The organism is Duganella qianjiadongensis (genome assembly GCF_009857915.1).
GTDB lineage: Bacteria > Pseudomonadota > Gammaproteobacteria > Burkholderiales > Burkholderiaceae_D > Rugamonas > Rugamonas qianjiadongensis.
Genome location: NZ_WWCM01000001.1, coordinates 461,366 through 486,559, shown reverse-complemented (window position 1 = coordinate 486,559; position 25,194 = coordinate 461,366). Strand labels below are relative to the sequence as shown.

The window sequence follows — 25,194 nt, the reverse complement described above, 5'->3', positions numbered from 1 at the left end:
CAAGCCTGCTATAATCTTGCCTTCTCGCAGCAGCAGGTGGGATAACGGAGAGGTGGCAGAGTGGTCGATTGTACTTGACTCGAAATCAAGCGTCGGGGCAACCCGACCGTGGGTTCGAATCCCACCCTCTCCGCCAGACGCTGCAGAGGGAATAGTAGTATCAGGAGAGGTGGCAGAGTGGTCGATTGTACTTGACTCGAAATCAAGCGTCGGGGCAACCCGACCGTGGGTTCGAATCCCACCCTCTCCGCCAGAACACTGCCTAGCTGGCTAGGCTTAAAGAAACCGCCGTCTTGCAAAAGACTGGCGGTTTTTTTATTTTCGCAGTATTCATTCATTGCCACTCGCCTGACCCTGAATTTCCATGCTAACGAACAAGATACAGCGCTTACTCGTCGTTTTTATCTGGGCCATTTGCTGCGCCAGCGCCGCCGCTGCCGCCCCTGCCGCCAAGGCGCCGCCTGCATTGCTGGAACAGGTGCAGCGCTTAAGTGAACTATTGCGTGATGGTTATGCGGTGCTGTATCCGGACGCAACGATGGTGCAGCAGGTGACTGTGAGCAAAGGCCAGCAATGGGCCTTAGTGGCGTTCTCGGTTGAAGGCTATGGCGGAGGGAACAATCATCGTCAATACTTCGCAGTTTTCAGCATGGAACCCGATCAGAGCGGCGTCACCTTTTACTCGCTGCTCGATGTGATGCGTATTGGCGGCAAAGGCTGGCGTAGCGTCGTGAAGCTGAACGCTAAAGTGATCGGCCAGGCCAAGAACGGGGCGACTCTGATCAGTCTGGACGGACTGGAAGTCACCACAGGCGACGCGCCCAACTTCCCAAGCAAAAAAATCACCATCAGTCTGCTGTTCAAAGACGGACGCCTGATAGAACAGAATTAGACATAGCCCAGGTTCTGGCACTACGCTCGCGTTCACATGAGCGGCAGCGTCTGGAAAGTCCTGCAAATGCCAGCGAACCCTGACTCGCTCAGTTGGCAATACGGCCGCGTCAGGCGCCGCAGCACTTCTTGTATTTCTTGCCGCTGCCGCAAGGGCAGGGATCATTGCGTCCCACCTTGGCGCCTTTGGGCGGGTGCCAGTGCGCATGGATGCTGATCACGGCGGACGGAATGGCATCATAGGCGGTATCTTCCGCTACATCGTCGGCAAAAGCGGCCAGCCATTCCGGATGCGCGCTGCGCAGGCTATCCCACGCGACAGGGTCTAGTGCCATCGCGGCGCGGAAACCGGCAGCCCACTGCACTGCTGTCCAGTTGCCGCCGCATTCGTAGATAGGCTCGAAGCTGCCCGGGTCCTTGGCCATCCAGGTCTGCATGTAATGGTGGTGACGCAGCGCCAGCGCTTCTGCCTGCGGATCTTTCAGGGCAGCGGGCAGCCACGCTGCCTGTGCCGGCGTGACTGGCGTGACGACGATGGCCGTCAGAAAACCTTCCAGCCATGCTACATCCTGCAGGGCGTCGAGCGCGGCGTATTCATCATCGTTAAGCGGGGTGGTGGACATGGCTGGCCTTGTTGTGCGGGAAAGCCGGTATTGTAAATCCTGCGCGGGTAGATCGACGAGCAACACGTGCTTGTCGACGGCGCCGCTGTGTTGCTGCTGCACTAGTTGTACCGCAACGGGGCGGTGGTCGAACACGGAGACGGGGCGCTTGGGTGCCAGCATGGCGAGGCTTTCATAGTCGGATCATGCGACCCTAGGTGGGTGGGCTGAGCAAAATTGCAAGTTAGCGGCAAATAAATACTTGTCTGTGTGGGCTGGCGCACCCTGATTCCCTATGCGCCGCTTGTGGCGCTTCCGTGCTGACCTGATCTTGGAGTTCTCTCCAACCAGTCCACCAGGAGCATCGCCATGTCGAAATATCGCCACCAGCCTGCCACAGCTATCGGCCCGCAGCGGGCACATAGCACACCAGACCCCGATCAGCCGCCGCAACCGGACGACGACCCGCAACCGGACGAGCGGCCGCAACCCCAGCATGCGCCGATCGAAGAACCCCAGCCCAAACCGCATCCGGTACAGGCCCACGCGGGTGAGAATCCGTGACAATTGTTGCCGAGTGGCTACATTTTTTAAACTTTGTGTTGAGCGTCACATGTTGGACACGAAACAGTTTCTATAATTTAGTCATGGCAGCAGTTTTCGTTCAAGGAGGAGATCATGGGCAATTCTTTACACAATAAAATCTATCTCGGTCGTCGCAGTATTGCCCTGAGCAGTAAGCGTACGCAGGCGCTGTTGTGTATCGCGGCGTTTGCTACCATCGGTCTGATCTGGCTGGCTATCCGTGCATTCTGATGCATGATCGCAGCGCTGGCAGGGCAGGGGCGACCTTGCCGTGGCAGCGCGCTGCGCGTACCATGAGGGCCGGTCTGCTATGGACCGGTCTTTTATGGAACGTATGGCAATGAGCAACGAAAAATTAACGCAAGACGAGTACGACGCCCTGAGCGAGGTCAAGCGCGGCATCAAGGGGGAGCGCGTCAGCGCTTGCGTCGGACGCAACACCAAACGTCTGGCGGGTCTGAAACTGTTTACCATCGCTAAAAACGGCCGTATCTCGCTCAGCGAGAAAGGCGAGCAGGTGCTGTTCCTGCGGCGCTGCGTGCTGGCCATGCGGGCGCTGGCCAGCGACCCGGCCAGCGTGCCCGACGCCGATGTCGCCCTGTTCCTCGGCAAAAAGTCCCATATCAGCGCCAACCCCGATGGCAGCTATACGCTGAGCGACAAAGGCCGCGAAGCGCTGGCCGATATTAATCAGCTGGGCCTGTAATCCGCAAAAAGCTGTCACAGCAGCGATTTTTTTGCGGTAATGTAGCGTCATACCGATAAATATCGCTGCTGAATATGAAACTACATACGCTGCAGAAATTCCGCAAACTGTTCGGCATACTGGTGGCCGCCGTGGCGCTGGTGCTGATCGTGGTGTCTGTGTTTGTGGCGCATGTCCTGCAGGAGAGCCGCGAGCGCTATTACGCCAATGCCGGCGCCACGGCGCATAATCTGGCGATTTCGCTGGAAAATTTCCTGCAGTCCCATTTCGAGGAAGTCGATCTTGCCATGCGGCGGGCCGATGTCGAGTTCCGCACTATGCAACTCGAACATCGCTACAGCGACGAGAAATTCAGCGCCTATCTGCGCACCCTGCGCGAACGGATACCGAACGCGCAGGCGGTGCGCGGCGCCAATGCCGACGGCAAGGTGATTTTTGGCGAGCAGATCGACCTGGCGCGGCCGCAGGATCTGACCATCCGCGAATTCTTCCAGCGTGCCAAGGCCGAGCACGAACTGATCATCTCTATTCCCGTCAAATCGCGCATCAGCGGCGAATGGGTGCTGCCCATGGCCTATCCGCTGACGGCCGCCGACGGCAGTTTTGGCGGCACCGTGTATGCGCTGATGAATAGCGACCGGCTGACCGAGCTGTTCTCCTCGCTGAATGTGGGGCCCAACGGTTCCATCCTGCTGCTCGATGACCGCCGCCGCGTGCTGCACCGCTATCCGTTTGTCGACGATATGCAGTTCGGCGCTACCATTCCCGTTGCGCCGCAGACCCGCGCCATCCTCGAGGGGCGGCAGCGCGGCACCACCTATAACGTGGTCAGCCCGCATGACGGGCGGGAACGGGCGCTCAGTATCGAGCGGGTGGGCAGCTATCCGATCGCCATCCTGGTGGGGCTGGCCAGCGAAGATTTTCTGCAGCCATGGCAGCGGGAAGTACGCAACGCCATCGTGTTTCTCGGCGTGGTGGCCGGCATCGTGGCACTGCTGCTGGCCAGCGTCTGGTATTCCATGCAGCGCCACTACCAGTCGCTGTCCAAGCTGGTGGATACGGATCTTGCGCTACAGGGCTCGCTGACCCAGCTGCAGGCCTCCGAAGCACGCTGGCGTTCGCTGGCAGAGGGCTTGCCGCAGATGGTGTGGACGGTGACGCCGGCGCTGCGGGTGGACTTCATGAGCCAGCACTGGGAACGCTTCAGTGCCGTGCCATCGGCCCAGCTGATCGCTGCCGGCAGCTGGGCGCCGGTGCTGCACCCGGATGACCGCGCTGTCCTGCTGGCCGAATGGCAGCGGGCCGCAGCGGCGGGCGACGAGTTCCGCTGCGATTGCCGCCTGCGCCGGCATGATGGCGCGTGGCGCATTTTCGATAACCACGCACTGCCGCGCAAGAACGCGGCGGGCGTGATACTGGGCTGGGTGGGCAGCAGTACCGATTGCACGGAAGCGCGCGCCGCCCATGTGGCGCTGCTGCAGGCCAAGGAAGAGGCGGTGCTGGCGGGACGTGCCAAATCCGATTTTGTGGCCAATATGAGCCATGAAATCCGCTCGCCCATGAATGCAGTGCTGGGCATGCTGCAGCTGTTGCAGCAGACTGAAATGAGCGAACGCCAGTGCGACTATGTGGCCAAGGCCCATGCCGCCGCCAGCGCGCTACTGGGCTTGCTTAACGATGTGCTGGACTTCTCCAAGGTGGAAGCGGGCAAGCTGGAACTCGATCCCCATCCGTTCCGGCTCGATAAGCTGTGGCGCGATCTGGCCGTGATCCTGTCGGCCAACGTGGGTAACAAGGATATCGAAGTGCTGTTCCGCATCGACCCCGAACTGCCGCAGGTGGTGGTGGCCGATGCCCTGCGGCTGCAGCAGATACTGCTCAACCTTGCCGGCAACGCGATCAAATTTACCGCCCACGGCGAGGTGGTGCTGTCGGCCCAGCTCAAACAGCGCAGCGCGCAGGGGCTGACCATCGCCTTTGCCATCCGCGATAGCGGCATCGGGATTTCGCCTGAACAGTGCCAGTACATCTTCGATGGCTTTGCCCAGGCCGAAGCGTCCACCGCGCGGCGCTACGGCGGCACCGGGCTGGGACTGGCCATCAGCCAGCGGCTGGTGCAGCTGATGGGCGGTAGTCTGCGCGTCGAGAGCGCGCTGGGACAGGGCAGCCTGTTCGAGTTCGAGCTGCCGGTGCAGGTAGTGCAGCAGGAAGCGATATCGCTGGCCGAACCGGCGGCGCCTAGCCTGCCCTTGCAGGATATGCAGTGTCTGGTGGTGGATGATAATGAAGTGGCGCGCACCGTGCTGAGCGAAATGGCGCGCTCGTTCGGCTGGCAGGTGGAACTGGCTGCGAGCGGCCAGCAGGCACTGGCCGCCATCGAAGCACGGCTGGCGCAGCAGCGCAGCTACGACGTGGTATTCATCGACTGGCGCATGCCGGGGCTCGATGGCTGGGAAACCAGCTGCGCTATCCGCCAGCTGGCCGCGCCGGGCAAAATGCCGCTGATCGTGATGGTGACGGCGCACGACCGCGAGCTGCTGGCCCAGCGCCATCAGAGTCTGGCGCCCGTACTCGACGGCTTTGTGGTCAAGCCGGTGACGGCTTCCATGCTGTTCGACGCGGTGGCCGATGCACGGCTGGGGCGGCGCACCCCGCTGGCAGCGGTGGCGGTACCAGCTATGCACCGCCTGCAGGGATTGCGCCTGCTGCTGGTGGACGATAATCCGGCCAACCAGCAGGTGGCGAGCGAATTGCTCAGCAACGACGGTGCCCATGTGGTGGTGGCCAGTTCGGGACCGATGGCGATTGCCGCCGTGACCGATGGCAGTCCCTTGCCCGATCTGATACTGATGGATATCCAGATGCCGGAGATGGACGGCTATCAGGCCACGCGCGCCATTCAGGCATGGCTGGGCGCAGCGGCGCCGCCTATCGTTGCCATGACGGCCAATGCGATGGCGGCAGACCGTCAGGCCGCGCTGGCAGCGGGCATGGTGGACCACGTGGGCAAGCCGTTCGACCTGTCGCAGCTGATCTCCGTGATACTCAGCCATACGCGGCCACAGAGCGTGGCGCTGGCCAGTCTGCTGGCAGGCGGTCAGGCTGCGGGCAGCGTGCCAGCACGCGCTGATGCGGCAGCTTATGGCGCAGCGCCAGAGCGTGCCACGCTGCCGCCGCCGGGCCTACGCTATGAGGCAGCCATCAGGCGGCTGGGCGGCATGCAGGCCGTATATGCCGCCACCTTGCGCGGTTTTGTTACGGAAGGGCCGCGCCTTGCAGAGCTGCTGCACGCGGCCATGCAGGCGGGCGATATGGCCGCGGCCACACCGCCACTGCATACGCTGAAAGGACTGGCTGGTACGGTAGGTGCGGAACGCCTGCAGGCGCTGGCGCAGACCGCGGAACTGCTGCTGCATGAAGAGGCCAGTACGCCATTCTGGGCGCAGCTGGCGCGGGTGCTGGAGGCTGCGGCTGCCGTGCTGGTGGAAGTGGATGAACTGCTGGCCAGACTGGAAACTGAGGCCTAGCCGTATAGGACAGGCGGTGCTGCAGGTCGGGCAGCGCGCTGCCCGACCTGCAGACACTTAAGGCTGGAAGCCGTCTGCGCTGATCTGCAGTTCCGTCACTTCGCCATAGCTGGCTGCCGTGTCACGGATGGCGTCCGCTTTGCCGATCAGCAGAGTCTGCAGCTTCAGGCGGGGGAAGTGGGCGTCCACCAGTTGCTTGGCGCGCTGCGGCGTCAGGCTGTCGACATCGCGCATGAAGTTGTCGATCTGTTCGCGTCCCACATTCGAGGCATACATATCGCCCAGCAGGCCGGCCAGCTGTTCGCCGGTTTCGTAGCGCGGCGGGAACTGCCCTTTGACATAGGCTTTGGCCGATTCCAGCGTGGCGGCATCGATGCCCTTGGTCCACAGGCGCTGGTAGGTCTGGTTAGCCAGTGCCAGTGCTGCGGCCGTTTTCGGCAGTGCCGTGAAGCTGGACATGGCAAACGTGCCGGTCTGCGACAGCGTGGCAAACTCGCTACGCGCGCCATAGGTCAGGCCCGAGTTGACGCGCAGTTCGTCGTTCAGCCACGAGGTAAAGCGGCCGCCCACGATAGTGTTGAGCACCTGCAGCGGCACGTAATCGGGATCGTTACGGGCGATGCCCACGCCGCCTATCATGAAGGTGGTTTCGATCGCATCGGGTTTGTTGACCAGCCAGACGCGGGCACGGTCGGCCTGCACCTTGCCGTAGTCCGGCACAGGCAGAGCGGGGCCGCTGGCCTGCCAGCCGCCGAACAGGCTGGCCAGCTGGGCGCGCATGGCCGCCGTGTCGAAGTCGCCCACCACGATGATGGCCGCATTGTCGGGCCGGTAGTAGCGCTGGTAGTACTGCTGCACGTCTTGTTCCGTCAGCGCGGTCACGCTCTGCACCGTGCCGCCGGCCGGCTGGCCGTAAGGCGTGGCGCCGAACAGCATGGCGCGGTAGTACTGGCTGACCACATTGCGCGGTGATTCCTTGGCCTGCTTCAAGCCGTTGACCTTGCGGCTGCGCAGCTTGGCCAGTTCGGCGGCGTCGAAGCCCGGCTGCTGGATGATCTCGGCAAACAGCGGCAGCAGGGCGGCGCTGTCCTGTCTGGCGAAGTTGGCCTGTACGGTGCTCGATTCGGTACCGGCGCCGCCGGCCAGACGGGCGCCGCGGAAGTCGAAGGCCTGATCGATTTCGGCTTTGCTGTGGCTGCGGCTGCCCAGCAGCAGGGCGTCGCCCGTCAGGTTGGACAGGCCAGCCTGGGCGCCATCCTGCACGGCACCGGCCTTGATCACGGCGCGCACGGAAATCAGCGGTACTTCATGGCGTTCCATCAGGTACAGCGTCAGGCCGCTGGGCAGTTTGACGGTTTCGAACTGGGGCAGGCGGAATTCCGCGCCATGAACGCTGCCTGCGCTGGCAGCGGCCAGTGCCACTGCGGCGGCGGCCACGACGGGGCGCAGCGTATGCTTGGTAGTGTGATGCATTTAGTCCTCCCGGGCGGCCAGTACCCCGACCGTGCGTTGTGATTTTTTCAGATAGCGTGCAGCGACGGTCTGGATGTCGGCCGGCGTCAGACGTCCGTAGGCGGCCGGTACATCGAACAGTTTTTTGTAGTCGCCGAACAGCACTTCGTAATTACCCAGCTGCTGGGCCTTGCCGTTGATGGTTTCCAGCGCGCGGTAGTAGTTGAGCAGCTTCTGGTTCTTCACCTTTTGCAGTTCTTCCGGCGTGACGCCGTTCTGTACCAGATCGTTGAGGGCGGCCAGCAGGGCCTGCTCCAGCTGGGCAGGCGTGACATTGGCGGCGGCCACGGCTGAGATGTACATCAGGCCGGGATCGAAGCCTTCCATGCTGCTGGCACCCACTTGCGTGGCCAGCTGCTGCTCCACCAGCGCACGGTAAAGGCGCGACGTCTTGCCATCGGCCAGCAGGCTTTGCAGCACTTCCAGTGCGTAGTAATCAGCGTGATTAGCTTGCGGGATTTTGTAGGCGAAGACCAGATTGGCCGAAGTGGCCGATTCCTTGGCGACGAACACGCGCCGCTCGCCTTTCTGCTCCGGCTCCACCGTGCGCACTGCGGGCGGCATGGCGCGCGCCGGAATGGCGCCGAAGTAGCGGGTGGCCAGTTTTTTCACGGCGTCGGCCTGGACGTCGCCGACGATCACGCTCACCGCATTATTCGGTGCGTAATAGGTGTGGAAATAGCGCTGCAGGTCTTCCTGCGTCCACGCCTTGATGTCCGATTCGTTGCCGATCACCGACCACGAGTAGGGGTGAGCACGGAAGGCGACGCCGTTGATCTCTTCGTGCAGCATGCGCATATTCGAGTTTTCCAGCCCCGTGCTGCGTTCGGACAGCACTACTCCGCGTTCGCTGGCCACCATTTTCGGATCGATGCTGAGGTGGGCGATACGGTCGCTTTCCAGCGTGAAGATGGTTTCCAGCGAGCTGGCCGGGAACCAGTCCTGATACACGGTCAGGTCGTTGCTGGTGTAGGCGTTGTTGGAGCCGCCCTTGGCTTCCATGGTGCGGTCGAAGGCTTTGGGGCCGAAATTTTTCGAGCCGTTGAACATCATGTGTTCGAAGAAGTGCGACAGTCCGGTGATGCCGGGCGCTTCGTTGCGCGAGCCCACTTTCCAGAACGTGTACATATTGGCATTGGGGATGGTGTGCGATTCCAGCACGATGAATTTCATGCCGTTGGCCAGCGTGAAGGTCTGCACTTCGCTGGCCGTCAGGGCGTGGGCAGCGGACGATAGGCCTAGCGTGATAGCCGCGGCCAGAACTTTCCATTTCATACGGGACTCCGGTAAGCGTGAAGCGCAAAGCATACGCCAAAACTTGAAGTATTTGATAACTAATTGCCGAGCCGGCGTTTAGCCGTTAGCATGGCGCAAACAACTAGGGAGCTGGGAATGGAAAAACCGATGAGCTGGAGTGCCCATGAACTCACCATGACGGTGCTGATGACGCCCGATATGGCCAATTTTTCTGGCAATGTCCACGGCGGTACCATCCTCAAATTTCTCGATAGCGTGGCCTATGCCTGCGCCAGCCGCTATTCGGGCAGCTATGTGGTGACGCTGTCGGTGGATCAGGTGATGTTCTTGCAGCCTATCCATGTGGGCGAGCTGGTGACTTTCCTCGCCTCGATCAACTACACGGGCCGCACCTCGATGGAAGTCGGGATCAGGGTGGTCACCGAAAACATCCAGCAGCGGCTGGTGCGCCACGCGAACAGCTGCTACTTCACCATGGTGGCGGTGGACGAACAGCGCAAGCCGGTGGAAGTGCCGGTGCTGGTGCCGGAAACCGAGGTGCAGCGCGCCCGCTGGGATCAGGCGCTGCTGCGCAAGCAGGCGCGCCAGATGGTGCACGGCGCCCGCAAAAAATAACGCGGTGCGGCGTCTGCTAGAGCCGCACAGGGCGGCCCCGTTCGAGCCGGCGTACCACCCAGTGCGCCAGCAGGCGATTGAGCGCGCTGAAGGCAAACAGGGTGCTGCGCTGCACGCGGCGCAGCATGCCCAGTGCCGGCGTGGCTGCCTGGCCCGCCACGGCAAACAGCAGATGGTTGTTGCCGGCGATGCCGTGGAAGCGGCATAGCTGGCCGTCGAAGGCGGCGTTCAGGCGCATGCGCATATCGGGATAGGCCGGATCGTAGCTGAAGATATTCGCCACCAGCACGCCGCCGGGGCGCAGGATGCGGCGGCAGTGGCGGTAGAAGCTGCTGCTGCCCAGCGCCGGCGGCAGGCCCAGTTCATCGAAGCCGTCGATCAGCAGCACATCGGCCGGATCATCGCAGCGTTTCAGATAATCGCTGGCGTCGGCCTCGATGATGCGCAGGCGCGCATCGTCGGGCGGAATGGCGAACTGTTGGCGCAGAGCGATCACGTCGGCGCGCAGTTCCAGCACGGTGATGCGGCTGTGCGGCAGGTAACGGTGGCAGAACTTGACCAGCGAACCGCCGCCCAGTCCCACCATGAGGATGTGGGCCGGCTGGGGCTGGAACAGTACAAAGCACATCATGGCACGCGGATAGGCCAGCACCAGCTGGTCGGGATGGGATAGCCGCATCTCGCTCTGTATCATGCCGGGCACGAATTCCAGCGTGCGGGTATTGCCGCGGGTGCGCACCAGCGGCGGGTCGGGTGGCAAACTCAAGATGGCTAGACGGCGTAAGCGGAGCAATTCCCGTGTCATGAAACAGTCGTGGCGGCACAAATTAATGTCGCTTGACGTCTAGTGTAGACGACATTGCATTTACAGATGGAAAAATTGTATGTACATTGACGTTAGATTAAGCCAGCCCTCTGGGCGGCACTACTGGAGAGTATGACGATGTTTCTCGATCACCCAACGCTGACCGCCACCAATAGCTTCACCGAGCCGGATCGTCTGGAGCGCCTGACCCGCGTGTATGGCTATGTGGTAGCGCTGGCCGACATGGCTGGCAAACAGGCCTTTATCGAAAAAGTCAGTCAGCTGCATGACCACAAAGGCACGCTGATCGTGTTCTGGCACGATGCCCCGACCGAAGACGAAAAAGTCTTCTTCGGCCAGGCCTGGGCCAGCAAAGTGGGTGACGGCACCCAGAACGTGGAACACGAAGTCTGATCTGCTTTTCGACCAGTAGTTCATGGATATCAAGACTCTGGTGCTGGCGCTAGCGCTGGGCAATTTCAGCCTGTGCGCGGCGCTGTTCTTTTATCAGCAGCAGGAAGGCCGCAGTAGCCCTTCGGCCAGCCTGCGCAGCTGGCGCATCGCGCGCCAGCTGCAGGCCGTAGCCTGGGGCCTGCTGTATCTGCGTGGCGCGCTGCCCGATTTCCTCACTATTCCGTTTGCCTATGCAGTGCTGTTCAGCGGCTTTGCCTTCGACGCTTCGGCGTGGTGGGAGCTGGCCGGACGGCGCGTGTGGCGGCGCTATCTGCTGCCGGCACTAGGCGTTTCGATCGGCCTGTTTACGGGCGCATGGCTGCTCGATATGCCGGCCGGCGACCGCATCGGCATCGCCGCACTGGTGGCCGGTTTCTTCGCGCTGGCCAGCGCCGGCGCACTGGGGCGCGGCTGGCGCCGCGGCACGCTGCTGCGGCGCTATCTGGTGCTGTCCACGCTCAGCCTGACGCTGGTAGTGCTGCTGCGCGGCGTGCTGGCCGCGCTGCTGCCCGACGGCGCCGAATGGCTGAGCCCTGCGCTGATACAGGCGGCCGGCATCGTGGCGCTGTATCTGCTCACTTTCGGCAATGTGTTCGGCTATCTGCTGCTGAGCCGCGAGCAGCAGGAGAGCGAGCTGGCGCGCCTGCAGGTGGCCGATGCGCTGACCGATGTGCCGAACCGGCGCGGTTTCTATCAGGCGCTGGCGCCGTGGATAGCGCTGGCACGGCGGCCCGGTCAGCCGACCTCGCTGATCCTGCTCAAGTTCGATGATTTCAAACGCATCAATGAACACTATGGCCACCCGGTGGGCGATCTGGTGCTCAAGGCACTGGTGGAAGTGTGCCAGAAGCAGTTGCGCGACAGCGATCTGATGGGCCGCATGGGCGGCGCCGAATTTGCCATCCAGCTGCCGCGTACGGGGCAGGAAGATGCCTGCATGGTGGCCGAGCGTATCCGGCTGGCGATTGCCGCGCTGCCGGTCAAGGCCGGCAAGGCGGTGATCAATATGACGGCCAGTCTGGGCGTCACTACCATCCGGCCCGATGATGCGGCCGTGAGCCTGTTCAAACGCGCCGACGAGGCGCTCCAGCAAGCCAAGCGGGAAGGGCGTAACCGCGTGGTGGCCGCCGCACAGGCGGAAAACGCACCGGAAGTCTGAAATTCCAATATCAAGCTGTCATTAAGCCGTCACAAACTGCGCTTATCGTGATCTATAATCATGTAAATCGTTTAGTTTGATTTCAGCCTAATCTGGCATAAATCTGATACCCAGTTCCGGGAGAGACTTCCAAATATGTATGCAGCTGTAGATCTGGGTTCGAATAGCTTCCGTCTCCACATCGGCAAGCATGATGGCGAGGCCATACGCGTGCTGAAAAGCGTGCGCGAGCCTATCCGTCTGGCCGCCGGCCTGGACGAACAGGGCAACCTGACGCCGGCTGCCATGCAGACCGCGCTCAACTGCCTGAAAAATTTCCGTACTGTGCTGGCCGCCTACAAGCTCGACGCCGTGCGCGTGGTGGCCACTTCGGCCATGCGGGTGGCGCGCAATAGCGCGGTGTTTCTGCCGCAGGCCGAGCTGGCCATAGGCTATCCCATCGAGATTATCTCCGGCGAGGAAGAGGGGCGCCTGATCTATATGGGCGTGGCCAACGCGCTGGCCACGCCGGGCGAGCGCCGGCTGGTGATCGATATCGGCGGCGGTTCCACCGAGCTGATACTGGGACGCGGGCAGGAAATCGAAAAGGTCGAGTCGTTCAGTGTCGGCACGGTGAAACAGAGCCTGTCGTTCTTTATCGGCGGCCGGGTCGATGCGGCTTCGTTCGAAGCGGCCATCCTGTCGGCGCGCAGCCATTTCGAGGATGCCGCGCCGCCCTATCACCCGCAATTCTGGAAGCAGTGCTACGGTTCGTCGGGCACGGCGCGCACGATTGCCGACATCATCATCAAGAACGGCATCGGCAAGGAAGTCAATGGCGCCACCCTGAGTGCGCTGAAACAACGTTTTATCGAATGCGGTCACGTCAGCAAGATCGATATGGCGGGCCTGCGGCCGGAGCGCGCCGGTACCATCATCGGCGGGCTGGCCATCCTGATCGGGCTGGTGCGCGAACTGGAAATCCCTGTGGTGCAGCCGATCGAAGCGGGCCTGCGCATGGGCGTGATGTGGGATCTGCATCTGCGTTCCATCAAGCGCGATCGGCGCGAACAGACGGTGCTCGATTGCGTGCAGCGCTTCCATTGCGACGAAAAGCGCGCCAACCGCGTGGCCGACGATGCGCTGGCGCTGTATGCCCAGACCAAGCCGGCCAGCGACCAGTACACGCGCCACCTGTACTGGAGCGCGCTGCTGCATGAAATGGGCATGGTGGTATCGCATACGGGCTATCACAAACATGCGGCCTACATGATAGAGAATGCCGATCTGCCGGGCTTTACCGCGCGCGAGCAGAAGACCATGGCGCGCCTGATCGCGGCGCACAAGGGGAATCTGCGCAAGGTGGCCGAGGCGCTGGGCGAGCCGGACTTTGTCAAGGCGGTGGTGGCCTTGCGGCTGGCCGTGCTGTTCATGCACTCGCGCATGGACATCGATTTCAGCCTGATCAGATTGCGCGTCAAGAGCCGGATCGAACTGGAATTGCGCCGTAGCTGGATCAGCGAACATCCTACCCTGTCATACTGGCTGGAGAAGGAACAGGAGCAGTGGGACGAAGTTGGAGTAGACTTCAGCTTGCGCAGTACCACTTGAGGCGGAGACGAAGATGAACGGCACAGGCCTGCGGAGCGTTGCCATTGGCTTGTTGATGGCGCAGTTGCTGCTGCCAGCCATGGCGGCGGAGCGGCGCGAGCCTTTGCGTCTGTGCTTCGAGCAGACCAATGTGCTGCCGTGGCGCACCGAGTCCGGCGCCGGACTCAATTTCGCGCTGCTCAATATGGTCGAACAGCGGCTCCATCTGCGCTTCGAATACCAGGGCATTCCGTGGAAGCGCTGTCTGGCCCAGCTCAAGGCCAACGCCGTGGACGGCGCGTTTGCCGTCAGCTACAAGCCGGACCGGCGCGAACTGGGCGAATACCCGGGCGGGCAGGTAGTCGATGCCAGCAAGCGTATGCATATCGATAGCTATATGGTATTGCGGCGCAAGGGCAGCAAGGTGGAATGGGATGGCAAGAACTTCCGCAATCTCGATGGTGCGGTGGGCTTCCAGCTCGGTTATTCGGTGGGCGATGTGCTGCGTGGCCTGAACGTGGAAGTGGACGAAGGCAGCCAGCGTGCCGACGAACTGGCGCGCAAGCTGATTGCCGGGCGGGTGGCAGCGGCTGCCTTGGGCGGCAGCGACGCCTATAGCCTGATGCACGGGCCGCTGGCCGCGCAGCTGGAGCAGCTGCCCATACCCATCATCGAAAAGCCGTATTTTCTGATTCTCTCGCACGGGATGGTAGCGGCCGATCCGCAACTGGCCGAGCGTATCTGGCGCAGCATAGAGGAAGTGCGTAATAGCCCCGCCTATCGCAAGCTGGAGCAGGCTGAAGGAGCCCGCCATTGATGCGCTGAACGCCGCGAACAGCAGCCTGCTGGCGCGGTTGCTGCGCCTATGGCGGCGCAATATCCTGCTGCGTCTGGGCTGCGGGATTTTTCTCGCTGTGGCGCTGTCCACGGCGGTCTACACGACCTACATCATGCGCTCGCTGAGCGCCGAAGCGGAACAGAATCTGCAGGAACGGGCCGAGCGGCTGGCTGCCGTGCTGTCGCAGGCACTGGCGCGGCCCCTGTTCGATATCAATAGCGCGGCCATCAACAGCGTGGTCGATGCTTCGGGCGCTACGCCGGAAGTGCTGGTGCTGCGCGTACTGGCGCCCAATGGCACGGAAGTGGCCAGCTATGTATCGCCTACCGATACGCCGGTAGCTGCTATCAAGGTGCATCGCGACATCAGCTTTAGCGACGCGCGCCGCAGCTATGCGGTGGGTTCCATCGATCTGGCGTTCTCGCGCGAGCAGATAGACCGCGATCTGCGCCGGCAGATTTTCAATACCGTGGCAGCCAACCTGCTGCTGGCGCTGGCCATCGTGGGATCGATCTTCGTGGTAGGGCGGCGCGCGGCGCGGCCATTTGCCGATATCCAGACCAGTCTGGAAAAACTGACGCGCGGCGAAATCGATATCAAGCTGTCCGGCATAGACCGCGAAGATCAGGTGGGGCGGCTATCCGGCGCGGTGCTGCGCTTCCGCGATGCGCTGACGCGCGTGCGCGACGCCGAACGCGAACTGCGCGACCTGAATAGCGCGCTGGAAGAGCGCATTGCCACCCGCACTCACGAGCTGACGGAATCCATGCAGCGTCTGGGCGACAGTCAGGCCAAGCTGCAGACCATCGTCGATACGGCACTCGATGCCGTAGTGCGCATGGACCTGAACGGCAGCATCGTCGGCTGGAATACCCAGGCTGAACGCACTTTCGGCTGGAGCCGCGATGAAGTGATGGGCATGTCGCTGGACCAGACCATTATTCCGCAGCGTTTCCGCTACGAGCACCGGCGCGGACTGCAGCGCCTTGCGGCCGGAAACGATGTGACGCGCGTGCTCGATGCGCGCATCGAAGTGGTGGCGCTGCGCCGCAGCGGCGAAGAGTTCCCCATCGAACTGGCGATCACCAAGGTGAAATCGGAAGGGCAGCATAGCTACGAGTTCTGCGCCTTCATCCGCGATATCAGCGACCGGCGCGAGCGGGAACAGAAACTGCTGAATGCGAATGTGATGGCGGAGGCGGCGAATATCGCCAAGTCCGAGTTTCTTGCCAATATGAGCCACGAAATCCGCACGCCCATGAGCGCGGTGATCGGCATGGCCTATCTGGCGCTGCGCACGGAAATGACGCCCAAGCAGCACGACTATATCACCAAGATCCACCGTGCAGCGTTGTCGCTGCTGGGCATCATCAATGACATACTGGACTTCTCCAAGATCGAGGCAGGGCGGCTGGAAGTGGAACAGATTCCTTTCCTGCTGGACGATGTGCTGACCAATGTGTCCAGCGTCACCACCCAGCGGGCCAGCGACAAGCATCTGCGCTATCTGGTCACCACCGGCGAGGATGTGCCGCGCTATCTGGTGGGCGATCCGCTGCGGCTGGGACAGGTGCTGATCAATCTGGCCAATAATGCGGTGAAGTTCACCGAAAAGGGCGAACTGGAACTGCGCTGCCAGCTGGCGCCTGGAGATGCGCCGGATGGCATGGTGCGGCTGCGCTTCTCGGTGCGCGATACCGGTATCGGCATGACGGCGCAGCAGAAAGGCCGGTTGTTCCGCGCCTTCAGTCAGGCCAATGGTTCGACCACGCGCAATTACGGCGGTACTGGGCTGGGTCTGTCGATCTCGCAGCAACTGGTACGTCTGATGGGCGGGAATATCGAGGTCGAAAGCCGGCCCGGCTTCGGTTCGACCTTCTATTTCGATCTGCAACTGGCGCGCTCGGATGCCGCCGCTTTGTCGGTGCAGGCCGTGCTGCATCAGGGGGCTGTGGCCGATCTGCCGCTGCAGGCGACGCAGCGGCGTAGTGCGCGGGTGCTGCTGGCCGAAGATAGCCCGGTCAACCAGTATGTGACGCGCGAACTGCTGGTACTGCAGGGGCTACAGGTAGATACCGTGGGCAACGGGCAGGAAGCACTGGACCGGCTGAAGGAGGTTGGGCCGCAGGGCTATGATCTGGTGCTGATGGATCTGGCCATGCCGGTGATGGATGGTCATGAGGCCACCCGTCTGCTGCGGCAGGATAAGCGCTACGACGAACTGCCGCTGATAGCCGTTACCTCGCGCGCGCTGGCAGGCATGCAGGCGCGCTGCATCGAGGAGGGCATGCAGGACTACATCACCAAGCCTATCGACCCGCAGCGCTTGTATGCCGTGCTGTCGCGCTGGCTGGGGATGTCGATCAAGGTCATACCGCCGGTGCCGCCGCGCGATCCAGTGGCCGCGGCCGCGGATGCCGTTGATGCGCAGCAGGCAGTAGCAGGCTTGCGCCAGCTGCTGGCCGAGTTCAGCGGCGAGAGCGGCGATTATTTCGAGCGGGTGCGGCCCGCGCTGGCGACTTTGCTATCGCCGGTGCAAATGAGCCGGCTGGCCGACTACATGGAGCATTATCAATTTGAAGCTGCGGCAAAATTGCTGGCAGCTCTGGAACAGGAGTGATCATGAGTGCAGGCCAGCAGCGGAAAACGGTACTTATCGTCGACGACACCCCGGATAACATTACTCTGCTGGCGGGCCTGCTCAAGGACCGCTACAACACCAAAGTGGCGACCAGCGGCGCCACGGCGCTGCAGATAGTGGCCAGTTCTCAGGTGGATCTGATCCTGCTCGATATCATGATGCCGGACATGGACGGCTTTGAAACCTGCCGTCGTCTGAAAGCCGATCCGGCCAGCAGTGCGATTCCTGTCATTTTCCTGACCGCCAAGAGCCAGCCCGAGGACGAGGCGATGGGGCGCAGTGTGGGCGCGGTGGAATTCCTGCGCAAGCCGGTAAGTCCGCCCGTGCTGTTTGGCCATGTCGCTGCGCATTTGCGCTAATTCAAGCAACAATGACATAAATAGTATATATTGTTTATAGTATTAACATCATCTGGAGCAGGTATGAATAAATCCTTGAATGGTACCGTTGCCGGCAAAGTTGCAGCCGCCGAGAAGAAGCCCGCTGCCCGCGCGGCTAAACCACTGGCCAAGCCGGCCACCAAGCCAGCCGCCAAGGGCGCAGCCGCGCCAGCCAGCAAGGCAGCAGTCAAGCCGGCTAGCAGCGCGAAGAAGGTGGCTGCCAAGCCGGTAGCGCCGAAAGCTGCGGCCAAGCCAGCTGCCAAGGCGGCGCCGAAAGCACCGGCTAAAGTAGCAGCGAAAGCCCCGGTCAAAGCCGCCGGCAAAGCACCTGCCAAGGCGGTGGTCAAGGCAGCCAAACCTGCCAGCAAAGCAGTTGCCGCTAAACCGGCCGCTAAAAAGCCTCAGGCGAAGCCGGCTGCCGCTGCGCCAGTGGCTGCTCCGGCGATTGAAAAGGCTCGCAAGGAAAAGCTGGTGCGCGACAGCTTTACCATGCCGGAGCAGGAGTATGCAGTGTTAGGTCAGGTCAAGAAAGCCTGCCTGAAAGCCGGTTTCGAGATCAAGAAGAGCGAACTGCTGCGTATCGGCGTTGCCCTGATCAGTCAGATCGATCTTGCCACACTGCAAAATGTGCTGGCCAGCCTGCCGCAGCTGAAAACCGGCCGTCCCAAAAAAGTCTGACCCCGGCAACTGGTAGCATCGGGGCGGCAGGTCCGCGCTTGCACTGCCTGCGCCCCTGATTTACAACAGTTTGATGCATGTCATGCAACTGACATAGCGCTGTCATGTTCTTGAAGTATTCCCCCGTTACGCTTGCTTCGTCTTCCACAGAAAGGATGAAGCATGCAAACTTCGATCATACAAGCCGACGTCCGAGCAGCGTCCGGCAAGCTGGTACTCAGTATGGCAAGCACACCGGAGGAGCTGCGCGAGGTTCAGCGTCTGCGCTACAAGGTGTTCATCGAAACCCTGGGCCTGACTTCGCTGATGCGCGACGACGGTCTCGACTCCGACGAATTTGACGAGCATTGCGATCACCTGATCGTGCGTGATAGCGCCACCCTGAAAGTGGTGGGCACCTATCGCCTGCTGAGCGCCGCCCGCGCGCGCAAACTGGGCCGCGTGTATTCGGAAGGCGAATTCGATCTGGGCCGTCTGAATCACCTGCGCGGCCGCATGGTGGAAGCTGGCCGTGCCTGCATCCATCCCGACTACCGTGGCGGCAGCGTGATCATGCTGCTGTGGTCCGGTCTGGCGGAATATATGCGCCGCGAGAACTGCGATTACCTGATCGGCTGCGCCAGTATCAGCCTGGCCGATGGTGGCCACAATGCCGTGGCGGTGTACCAGCAGCTGGTAGCGGCCCACATGGCACCGATGGAATACCGTGTGACGCCGCACCTGCCTTTCCCGTTCTCCAAGCTGGAAGCCGCGCAGAAGCCGCAAGTGCCAGCGCTGCTCAAGGGCTATATGCGTTCGGGTGCGTGGATTTGCGGCGAACCGGCATGGGACCCTGATTTCGAAAGTGCCGATCTGTTCCTGCTGCTGCCACTGGCCAATCTGGATAACCGTTATGCGCGCCACTATGGCGTGAACGGCGAAGCCTGAACGCAGTTTTAGCCAGTGCCGGACTGACGTAGTTTGCCGCGCCGTGTAGAATAAGCCGCAATGCTTTTCTACCGGAGCGGTAATGAAGTTTGAAACAGGGGTGGACCAGACTGGCGCGCAGCAGCGCGCCGTGCGCCGCCATAGAGTGGCGCAGGCGCCGCAGTCCCTCGATGACAGCGTGGCCGAAGAGGCGCCCGTAGCGCTGGTATTTAACGGCATATCCCACGCCGTGATGATGGTCACTCCGCGCCAGCTGGAGGCATTTGCACTGGGCTTCGCCCTGACCGAAGGCCTGATCGCGCAGGCCGCCGATGTCTACGATATCGAAGTGGCTTCCTATTCGGGCAGTATTGCCGTCTCGCTCACCGTGGCCCAGCAGGCTTTCCATGATCTGAAACTGCAGCGCCGTTCGATGGCAGGCCGCAGTGGTTGCGGCGTGTGCGGGCTGGAAAGTCTGGAGCAGATCGATCTGCACCCCGAACCGATTACCACGCCGCCGCTGCACGACGATGCGCAACTGGTGGCTGCCGTGGCCAATGCGGTAGCGCAGTTCGGCCAGTATCAGGAACTGATGCGCGTTACCGGCGGGGTCCATGCGGCCGGCTGGTGCGATGCGGCGGGCAATGTGCTGCAGGTGTGCGAGGATGTGGGACGCCACAACGCGCTCGATAAGCTGATCGGCGTGCTGGCTGCTACCGGCGTGGATATGCGGCGCGGCTTCGTGTTCATGTCCAGCCGCGCCAGTTACGAGCTGGTACGCAAGGTGGCGCGCATGCAGATTCCGCTGCTGGCAACCATCTCGGCCCCCAGCACGCTGGCCATCGAGGTGGCCAGCCGTGCCGGCGTCAAGCTGGTGAGCTTCTGCCGTCAGGATGCCTGCGTCGAGTACACCTGATCGCGCCTATTCCAGCGATGCCTGCACGGCCGAGCGCTGCAGCAGCACGGGGATGGATTTGGCGGTTGGCGTGCCGGCACCGTCGGCCGTGCTATGCAGCGGCAGCAGGGCATTGGTCTCGGGGAAGTAGGCGCCCAGACAGCCGCGCGGAATATCGTATTCCACCAGCAGGAAGCGCTCGGCGCGGCGCTGCACGCCGTCGTCCCACACGCTGTGCAGGTCCACCCACTCGCCCCGCTGCAAGCCCAGCATGGCCAGATCGTCGCGGTGGATGAATAGCACGCGGCGCAGGCCGAACACGCCGCGGTAGCGGTCGTCGAGACCGTAGATGGTGGTGTTGTACTGGTCGTGCGAGCGTGCCGTCATCAGCACCATCAGGCGCTCGCCATGCAGGGCACGGGCGCGGTGGATGGGCGTAGTCAGATCCAGTGCATGCACCACGAAACGGGCTTTTCCGTCCGCTGTGCGCCAGACGCGCTCGCGCGAAGCCACTCTCAAGTGGAAGCCGCCCGGCTGCGCCAGCCGTGTGTTGAAATCGTGGAAGTCGTCGAATACCTGCGCGATGGCGTCGCGGATGCGGGCGTAGTTGCCGGCATAGCCTAGCCAGTCGATTTTTCCGCTGCCCAGTGTGGCATCGGCCAGCCGCGCCACGATCATGGTTTCCGATAGCAGCTCGCTGGAGGCGGGCGTGTTCTGGCCATAGGACAGGTGCACCATGCTCATCGAATCTTCCACCGTGACGCCTTGCGGCACGCCGTTCTGCAGATCGATTTCCGTGCGCCCCAGCGTGGGCAGCAGCAGGGCAGCTTTACCATGCACCAGATGGCTGCGATTGAGTTTGGTGGCGATGTGCACGGTCAGGTCGCAGGTGCGCAAGGCGGCAAAGGTCAGCGGCGTATCCGGCGTGGCCATGGCGAAGTTGCCGCCCATGGCGATGAAGACTTTGACTTTACCATCGAGCATGGCCTGTATGCTGTCCACCGTGTCGTAGCCGTGGTGGCGCGGCGGCGCAAAGCCGAACACTTTCTGCAGGCGGTCGAGGAAGGCTGCGGTCGGTTTGTCTTCGATGCCCATGGTGCGGTCGCCCTGCACATTGGAGTGGCCGCGCACGGGGCACAGGCCGGCGCCGCGGCGGCCTATGTTCCCGCGCATCATCATCAGGTTGGACAGCATCTGGATGGTGGCCACGGCGCCCTTGTGCTGGGTTAGTCCCATGCCCCAGGTGCTGATGACATTGGGGCTGCGCCGGTAGATATCGGTCAGCTGCTCGATCTGTTCGCGCGGCACGCCCGATTCTTCCAGCAGCGGCTGCCATGGCTGGCTGCGCAGGTCGTGTTCGAAGGCGGCAAAGCCGCTGGTGTGTTCGGCGATGAAGGCGCGATCGAGTACGCTGGCGGCACCACTGGCCAGCGCAGCATCGTCGAGTTCCAGCAGGCGCTTGGCCACGCCTTTGATCAAAGCGAAGTCGCCGCCCAGGCGCGGCTGGATGAACAGCGAGCTGATAGTGGTACTGCCATTGCCCAGCATTTCGCCCGGGTGGGTGGGGCTGGTGAAGCGTTCCAGTCCCCGTTCGCGCAGGGGATTGATGGAGACGATGGTGGCGCCCCGTCTGGCGCAGGCGCGCAGCTCGCCCAGCATGCGCGGGTGGTTGGTGGCGGGATTCTGGCCGAAGATGAACAGCGCGTCGGCGTGCTCGAAGTCGTCCAGCGTTACCGTGCCTTTGCCTATGCCCACCGTGCCCGGCAAGCCGCGGCTGGTGGGTTCGTGGCACAGGTTGGAGCAGTCGGGGAAGTTATTGGTGCCGTACATGCGCACGAAAAGCTGGAACAGGAAGGCTGCTTCATTGGCGGTGCGGCCAGAGGTGTAGAAGATGGCCTGATCGGGATCGGGCAGGGCGCGCAGGTGCTGCGCCATCACGCTGAATGCCCGCTCCCAGCTGATAGCGCGGTAGTGATCGCTGGCGCTATCGTATTCCATGGGCGCCGTCAGGCGGCCGTGCTGTTCCAGTTCGTAGTCCGATTGCTGCAGCAGTGCGCTGACACTGTGCGCCGCGAAAAAATCGGCGCGTACCCGCTTGCTGGTGGCTTCGGCCGCAACGGCTTTCACGCCGTTTTCGCAGAAGGCAAAGCTGGCGCCGGCAGCGCGGTCCGGCCATGCGCAGCCGGGGCAATCGAAGCCGCCCGGCTGGTTCTGGCTTAGTAGAGCTTTGCTATGAACGGCGCTGACTTTTTCGCGCACCAGATTGACCGCTACCTGTTTGACGGCACCCCAGCCTGCGGCGGCGTGCGGGTAAGCCTGTATGCGTCCGGGCGCTTTGTTGTTGGGCATAGCCGAGTTCCATAGTTTCCGTTGTGCGGAGTATAGAGCAGATTGCCGGGCTTGCGGCACCCGCTTGCGGCACCCGTTCAGGGCTTGAGCAGATCGTCGACGATCTTGCGCTGCTGGGCCAGATAGGCGGGGCTGTAGCGCAGGCGGCTGATGGCGTCCCACAGCTTCTCCACTAGTTGCGCATGGCTGTCGTAATAGGCCGGCGAGATCGCCAGATAGTAGTTCTCGTCGAGGAAAGGGGCGGGCAGCATTTCGATCTTACCGGCGAACTGGTGCTGCATCAGCAACTGCGCACCATGGGTTTCCAGTGCCACGGCCACATCGGCGCGGCCAGCCAGCATTTTCTGGAAGTTGGCCGCCATGGTGCGGCCATTGGCATCGATAGGCACGTTCAGTGACTGCAGTTTTTCACGCGGCATGACGGTACCAAATGGTGTCAGTACCGGCGTGTTCAGGCGGATAAAGTGCGTGCCGTCCCAATCGACGCTGCTACCTACGCGGCGGAACACCATGGTGCGCCCGCTCACCACGGCGTGGCTGGTCTGGATTTCGCCACGTTGTAGCGGATAGCGGAATTCTGCTGCCAGCGTGGGAATGTAAGGGGCGGCGGGAAAAGCGTCGGCAATGCCGGAGCGTACCTGTTCGCGGCAGCGCGCCAGCGGCGCGGTCTGATAGATCAGGGTGATGTCGAGTTCCTGTGCTGCCATGCGGATCAGCAGGTCCGCCGTGCCCTGACCTTGCGGCGTGATGTAGGGCAGTACCGGGCTTTCCATGGTACACAGGCGCAGCGTGGCAGCGTATGACGGAGCCAGTAACGGGAAGGGCAAAGCAAGCGCGAACACTAGTGCAGACAGGCGGCGACGATGCATGGGCTGCTCCGCAATGGGATACTGACATTCTACCTTTGCGCGCAAGACTTTTGGTATATTGGTGGCTTCCGCCACATGGATAGTCTCTTTTATGCCGACGCCAGACCCTCGAGTTGATGCCTATATCGCCCAAGCGGCGCCGTTTGCCCAGAGCATATTGATCCATCTGCGTGCGGTGGTGCACGAGGCCTGTCCCGAGGTAGAGGAAACCATGAAGTGGAGCTTTCCGCACTTTATGTACAAGGGCATGTTGTGCAGCATGGCGGCGTTCAAGGCCCACTGCGCACTGAATTTCTGGAAAGCGGAACTGCTGATGGGCGATGCAGTCCAGCGCGATGCCATGGGCCAGTTCGGCCGCATCACGGCGCTGGAAGATCTGCCCCCGGCGGCGCAATTGCAGGCCTATCTGCTGCAGGCCATGCAGCTCAACGATGCCGGTGTTACGCCGGTGCGCAGTCGCACGCCGCGCCCGGCGACGGTGACGGTGCCGGACGACTTGCTGGCAGCGCTGGCGCAGCAGGCGGGCGCGCAGCAGCATTTCGACGCGTTCAGCCCCAGCAAACAGCGTGATTACATCGAATGGCTGGATGAAGCCAAGACGGCAGCGACCCGCACGCGCAGGCGCGAGCAGGCAGTGGCGTGGATAGCCGAAGGCAAGGCACGTAACTGGAAATACGAAAAATAGCAGGGAAGTTGTAGCAGGGAGGTCGTTCAGCAGGGTTTGGGCTGTACGTTATTACTACTCGGGGGCGCCGGATACCGCATGCCGGCGCCTGGCATGGCACTAGCAGCAGCGCTGTTTAGTGCATGGAAGCGGTCGACAGGTCTTTCAGTTCCCGTATGCTGATGTCCGACTTTTCATGCATACGCAGCAAAATGGTCGCGCCCACGGTAAGTTTGCGATGACGGATTTTGCTGATAATCGGAGGTTGTACCTCCAAAACTCGGCAGAGTTCTGCGTCGTTTTTCAGGTTCATCTTTTCGATCAAAGTATCAAGCAGCTTGTTCGGGACAAAACTGGATGGCTCCAGAGCCCGAGCACGATTCATGGCTTCGATCAGTTCCAGCTTCTTTTGCCGTACGTTCATGATTGCTCCTCCTTTGCTCAAAACGTAAATTAAAGATGACGTTTCCTGGCAGGGCTAGCGCCCACACTCTTATCTGAATGCGGAGCGCTACTCAACATTCTTGATAACCATGCAAGTTAGGTAAATCATACTACGGCGCGTGCTGAAAGGCACGGTTTGCCAAAAGAATTAGCTTGTTTTTTGGTCAAACAGCTTGACGTTTGTTGTTTCTTGTATGCCAATCTTTGATAAATGAAGGACTTTATCGCTCATCGCCGCGGCCGAGGTCGCATGAGTCACCATAATGGTGCACGCACCGGTGGACTTGATCTCGCGCTGAAGTAATTCGAGGATGCTGTGCGCCGTATCCGGGTCGAGATTGCCGGTCGGTTCATCGGCCAGCACCAGCGCCGGACGGTGCACCAGTGCGCGGGCGATGGCCACCCGCTGCATTTCGCCGCCCGATAGCTGGTGGGGGAAATCGTGATCGCGCCCGCCCAGCCCCACGGCTGCCAGCATCTCGCTGGCCGCGCCGGTGGGCATGCCGTTCAGCAGCAGGGGCAGGGCCACGTTCTGCACCAGCGTCAGGTGCGGCAGTACGTGAAAGGCCTGAAAGATGAAGCCCATGCGCTGGCGCCGCAAGCGGGTGGCAGCATCGTCGTCGAGGCTGGCCAGTGCCACCCCGTCGACCATGATGGCATCGGCCGGGCAGTGGGCGTCGGGCGTATCGAGCCCGGCGATGAGATTGAGCAGGGTGGATTTGCCCACGCCCGAATCGCCCATGATGGCGACGAATTCGCCGGCCTTGAATTTCCAGCTGACGTCGTTCAGGACGGTGCGGCCATTGCCGTAGGTTTTACTCAGGTGACGCAGTTCTAGCATGGCGGCTT

24 protein-coding genes and 2 tRNA genes are annotated in these 25,194 nt (G+C 62.0%); 18 read left to right on the top strand and 8 right to left on the bottom strand.

Annotated elements, in window-relative coordinates:
• Positions 1 to 46: 46 nt before the first annotated feature.
• The 3 genes from GTP27_RS02225 to GTP27_RS02215 all read left to right on the top strand — a co-directional run bounded on the left by GTP27_RS02225 (position 47) and on the right by GTP27_RS02215 (position 892).
• A tRNA-Ser gene (locus GTP27_RS02225) sits at positions 47 to 136 on the top strand.
• Between the two features lie 27 nt (positions 137 to 163).
• Positions 164 to 253 (top strand) — tRNA-Ser (locus GTP27_RS02220).
• Between the two features lie 111 nt (positions 254 to 364).
• A complete protein-coding gene (locus GTP27_RS02215) occupies positions 365 to 892 on the top strand; it encodes a hypothetical protein (RefSeq protein ID WP_161037527.1) in 528 nt (175 codons plus the stop codon).
• Between the two features lie 109 nt (positions 893 to 1,001).
• Here GTP27_RS02215 and GTP27_RS02210 read toward each other — a convergent pair whose 3' ends face one another.
• Positions 1,002 to 1,676: a UPF0149 family protein gene (locus GTP27_RS02210; RefSeq protein ID WP_229633317.1), complete on the bottom strand. Its 675-nt coding sequence runs from the start codon at positions 1,674 to 1,676 to the stop codon at positions 1,002 to 1,004.
• A 186-nt stretch (positions 1,677 to 1,862) separates the two neighbouring features.
• Between GTP27_RS02210 and GTP27_RS02205 the strand changes: the two genes are divergently transcribed.
• The 4 genes from GTP27_RS02205 to GTP27_RS02195 all read left to right on the top strand — a co-directional run bounded on the left by GTP27_RS02205 (position 1,863) and on the right by GTP27_RS02195 (position 6,311).
• The gene (locus GTP27_RS02205) at positions 1,863 to 2,057 is read left to right on the top strand and encodes a hypothetical protein (RefSeq protein ID WP_161037526.1); all 195 of its coding nucleotides are present in this window, start codon (positions 1,863 to 1,865) and stop codon (positions 2,055 to 2,057) included.
• 114 nt (positions 2,058 to 2,171) lie between these two features.
• Positions 2,172 to 2,309: a hypothetical protein gene (locus GTP27_RS23565; RefSeq protein ID WP_202416482.1), complete on the top strand. Its 138-nt coding sequence runs from the start codon at positions 2,172 to 2,174 to the stop codon at positions 2,307 to 2,309.
• 109 nt (positions 2,310 to 2,418) lie between these two features.
• Positions 2,419 to 2,784 (top strand): hypothetical protein, encoded by a 366-nt coding sequence (locus GTP27_RS02200; RefSeq protein WP_161037525.1) that lies wholly within the window; start codon positions 2,419 to 2,421, stop codon positions 2,782 to 2,784.
• 74 nt (positions 2,785 to 2,858) lie between these two features.
• A complete protein-coding gene (locus GTP27_RS02195; RefSeq protein WP_161037524.1) occupies positions 2,859 to 6,311 on the top strand; it encodes a response regulator in 3,453 nt (1,150 codons plus the stop codon).
• A gap of 57 nt (positions 6,312 to 6,368) precedes the next feature.
• On the opposite strand, the gene GTP27_RS02190 is transcribed toward GTP27_RS02195, so the two are convergent.
• Together GTP27_RS02190 and GTP27_RS02185 are read right to left on the bottom strand one after the other, a co-directional pair.
• On the bottom strand, positions 6,369 to 7,784 hold the full coding sequence (locus GTP27_RS02190; protein ID WP_161037523.1) for a M16 family metallopeptidase: 1,416 nt from the start codon (positions 7,782 to 7,784) through the stop codon (positions 6,369 to 6,371).
• On the bottom strand, positions 7,785 to 9,098 hold the full coding sequence (locus tag GTP27_RS02185) for a M16 family metallopeptidase (RefSeq protein WP_161037522.1): 1,314 nt from the start codon (positions 9,096 to 9,098) through the stop codon (positions 7,785 to 7,787). It abuts the gene before it with no gap.
• Positions 9,099 to 9,215: 117 nt separating this feature from the next.
• Here GTP27_RS02185 and GTP27_RS02180 point away from each other — a divergent pair, with 117 nt between their 5' ends.
• Positions 9,216 to 9,695 (top strand): acyl-CoA thioesterase, encoded by a 480-nt coding sequence (locus GTP27_RS02180; RefSeq protein WP_229633315.1) that lies wholly within the window; start codon positions 9,216 to 9,218, stop codon positions 9,693 to 9,695.
• Between the two features lie 16 nt (positions 9,696 to 9,711).
• Here the strand turns inward: GTP27_RS02180 and GTP27_RS02175 are convergent, their stop codons facing one another.
• Complete coding sequence (locus GTP27_RS02175) at positions 9,712 to 10,461, bottom strand: spermine/spermidine synthase domain-containing protein (RefSeq protein WP_308495156.1); 750 nt, start codon at positions 10,459 to 10,461, stop codon at positions 9,712 to 9,714.
• 177 nt (positions 10,462 to 10,638) lie between these two features.
• Between GTP27_RS02175 and GTP27_RS02170 the strand changes: the two genes are divergently transcribed.
• The 9 genes from GTP27_RS02170 (at position 10,639) to fdhD (ending at position 20,040) form a co-directional block, all read left to right on the top strand.
• Complete coding sequence (locus GTP27_RS02170) at positions 10,639 to 10,914, top strand: hypothetical protein (RefSeq protein ID WP_161037697.1); 276 nt, start codon at positions 10,639 to 10,641, stop codon at positions 10,912 to 10,914.
• A 22-nt stretch (positions 10,915 to 10,936) separates the two neighbouring features.
• Positions 10,937 to 12,112, top strand: coding sequence for a GGDEF domain-containing protein (locus tag GTP27_RS02165; protein WP_161037521.1), 1,176 nt, complete (start codon positions 10,937 to 10,939; stop codon positions 12,110 to 12,112).
• A 135-nt stretch (positions 12,113 to 12,247) separates the two neighbouring features.
• The gene (locus tag GTP27_RS02160; protein WP_161037520.1) at positions 12,248 to 13,702 is read left to right on the top strand and encodes a Ppx/GppA phosphatase family protein; all 1,455 of its coding nucleotides are present in this window, start codon (positions 12,248 to 12,250) and stop codon (positions 13,700 to 13,702) included.
• 13 nt (positions 13,703 to 13,715) lie between these two features.
• The gene (locus GTP27_RS02155) at positions 13,716 to 14,498 is read left to right on the top strand and encodes a substrate-binding periplasmic protein (RefSeq protein WP_161037519.1); all 783 of its coding nucleotides are present in this window, start codon (positions 13,716 to 13,718) and stop codon (positions 14,496 to 14,498) included.
• 37 nt (positions 14,499 to 14,535) lie between these two features.
• The gene (locus GTP27_RS02150; RefSeq protein WP_202416480.1) at positions 14,536 to 17,139 is read left to right on the top strand and encodes a hybrid sensor histidine kinase/response regulator; all 2,604 of its coding nucleotides are present in this window, start codon (positions 14,536 to 14,538) and stop codon (positions 17,137 to 17,139) included.
• 2 nt (positions 17,140 to 17,141) lie between these two features.
• Positions 17,142 to 17,519, top strand: coding sequence for a response regulator (locus tag GTP27_RS02145; protein WP_161037518.1), 378 nt, complete (start codon positions 17,142 to 17,144; stop codon positions 17,517 to 17,519).
• Between the two features lie 63 nt (positions 17,520 to 17,582).
• Positions 17,583 to 18,218 carry a hypothetical protein gene (locus GTP27_RS02140; RefSeq protein WP_161037517.1) on the top strand — a complete coding sequence of 212 codons (636 nt, stop codon included), beginning with the start codon at positions 17,583 to 17,585 and terminating at the stop codon, positions 18,216 to 18,218.
• A 162-nt stretch (positions 18,219 to 18,380) separates the two neighbouring features.
• Positions 18,381 to 19,145, top strand: a complete 765-nt coding sequence (locus tag GTP27_RS02135) for a GNAT family N-acetyltransferase (RefSeq protein ID WP_161037516.1) — start codon at positions 18,381 to 18,383, stop codon at positions 19,143 to 19,145.
• Positions 19,146 to 19,227: 82 nt separating this feature from the next.
• Positions 19,228 to 20,040 (top strand): formate dehydrogenase accessory sulfurtransferase FdhD, encoded by an 813-nt coding sequence (gene fdhD / locus GTP27_RS02130; protein WP_161037515.1) that lies wholly within the window; start codon positions 19,228 to 19,230, stop codon positions 20,038 to 20,040.
• A 6-nt stretch (positions 20,041 to 20,046) separates the two neighbouring features.
• Here the strand turns inward: fdhD and GTP27_RS02125 are convergent, their stop codons facing one another.
• Together GTP27_RS02125 and GTP27_RS02120 are read right to left on the bottom strand one after the other, a co-directional pair.
• Positions 20,047 to 22,368: an FdhF/YdeP family oxidoreductase gene (locus tag GTP27_RS02125; protein ID WP_161037514.1), complete on the bottom strand. Its 2,322-nt coding sequence runs from the start codon at positions 22,366 to 22,368 to the stop codon at positions 20,047 to 20,049.
• Positions 22,369 to 22,445: 77 nt separating this feature from the next.
• Positions 22,446 to 23,237: a transporter substrate-binding domain-containing protein gene (locus GTP27_RS02120; RefSeq protein WP_161037513.1), complete on the bottom strand. Its 792-nt coding sequence runs from the start codon at positions 23,235 to 23,237 to the stop codon at positions 22,446 to 22,448.
• 91 nt (positions 23,238 to 23,328) lie between these two features.
• Here GTP27_RS02120 and GTP27_RS02115 point away from each other — a divergent pair, with 91 nt between their 5' ends.
• A complete protein-coding gene (locus GTP27_RS02115) occupies positions 23,329 to 23,922 on the top strand; it encodes a YdeI/OmpD-associated family protein (protein WP_161037512.1) in 594 nt (197 codons plus the stop codon).
• A 115-nt stretch (positions 23,923 to 24,037) separates the two neighbouring features.
• On the opposite strand, the gene GTP27_RS02110 is transcribed toward GTP27_RS02115, so the two are convergent.
• Together GTP27_RS02110 and GTP27_RS02105 are read right to left on the bottom strand one after the other, a co-directional pair.
• Entirely contained in the window at positions 24,038 to 24,325 is a 288-nt protein-coding gene (locus tag GTP27_RS02110) for a hypothetical protein (protein ID WP_155433603.1), read from the bottom strand.
• Positions 24,326 to 24,493: 168 nt separating this feature from the next.
• Positions 24,494 to 25,186 (bottom strand): ABC transporter ATP-binding protein, encoded by a 693-nt coding sequence (locus GTP27_RS02105; protein WP_161037511.1) that lies wholly within the window; start codon positions 25,184 to 25,186, stop codon positions 24,494 to 24,496.
• Between the last annotated feature and the right edge of the window lie 8 nt (positions 25,187 to 25,194).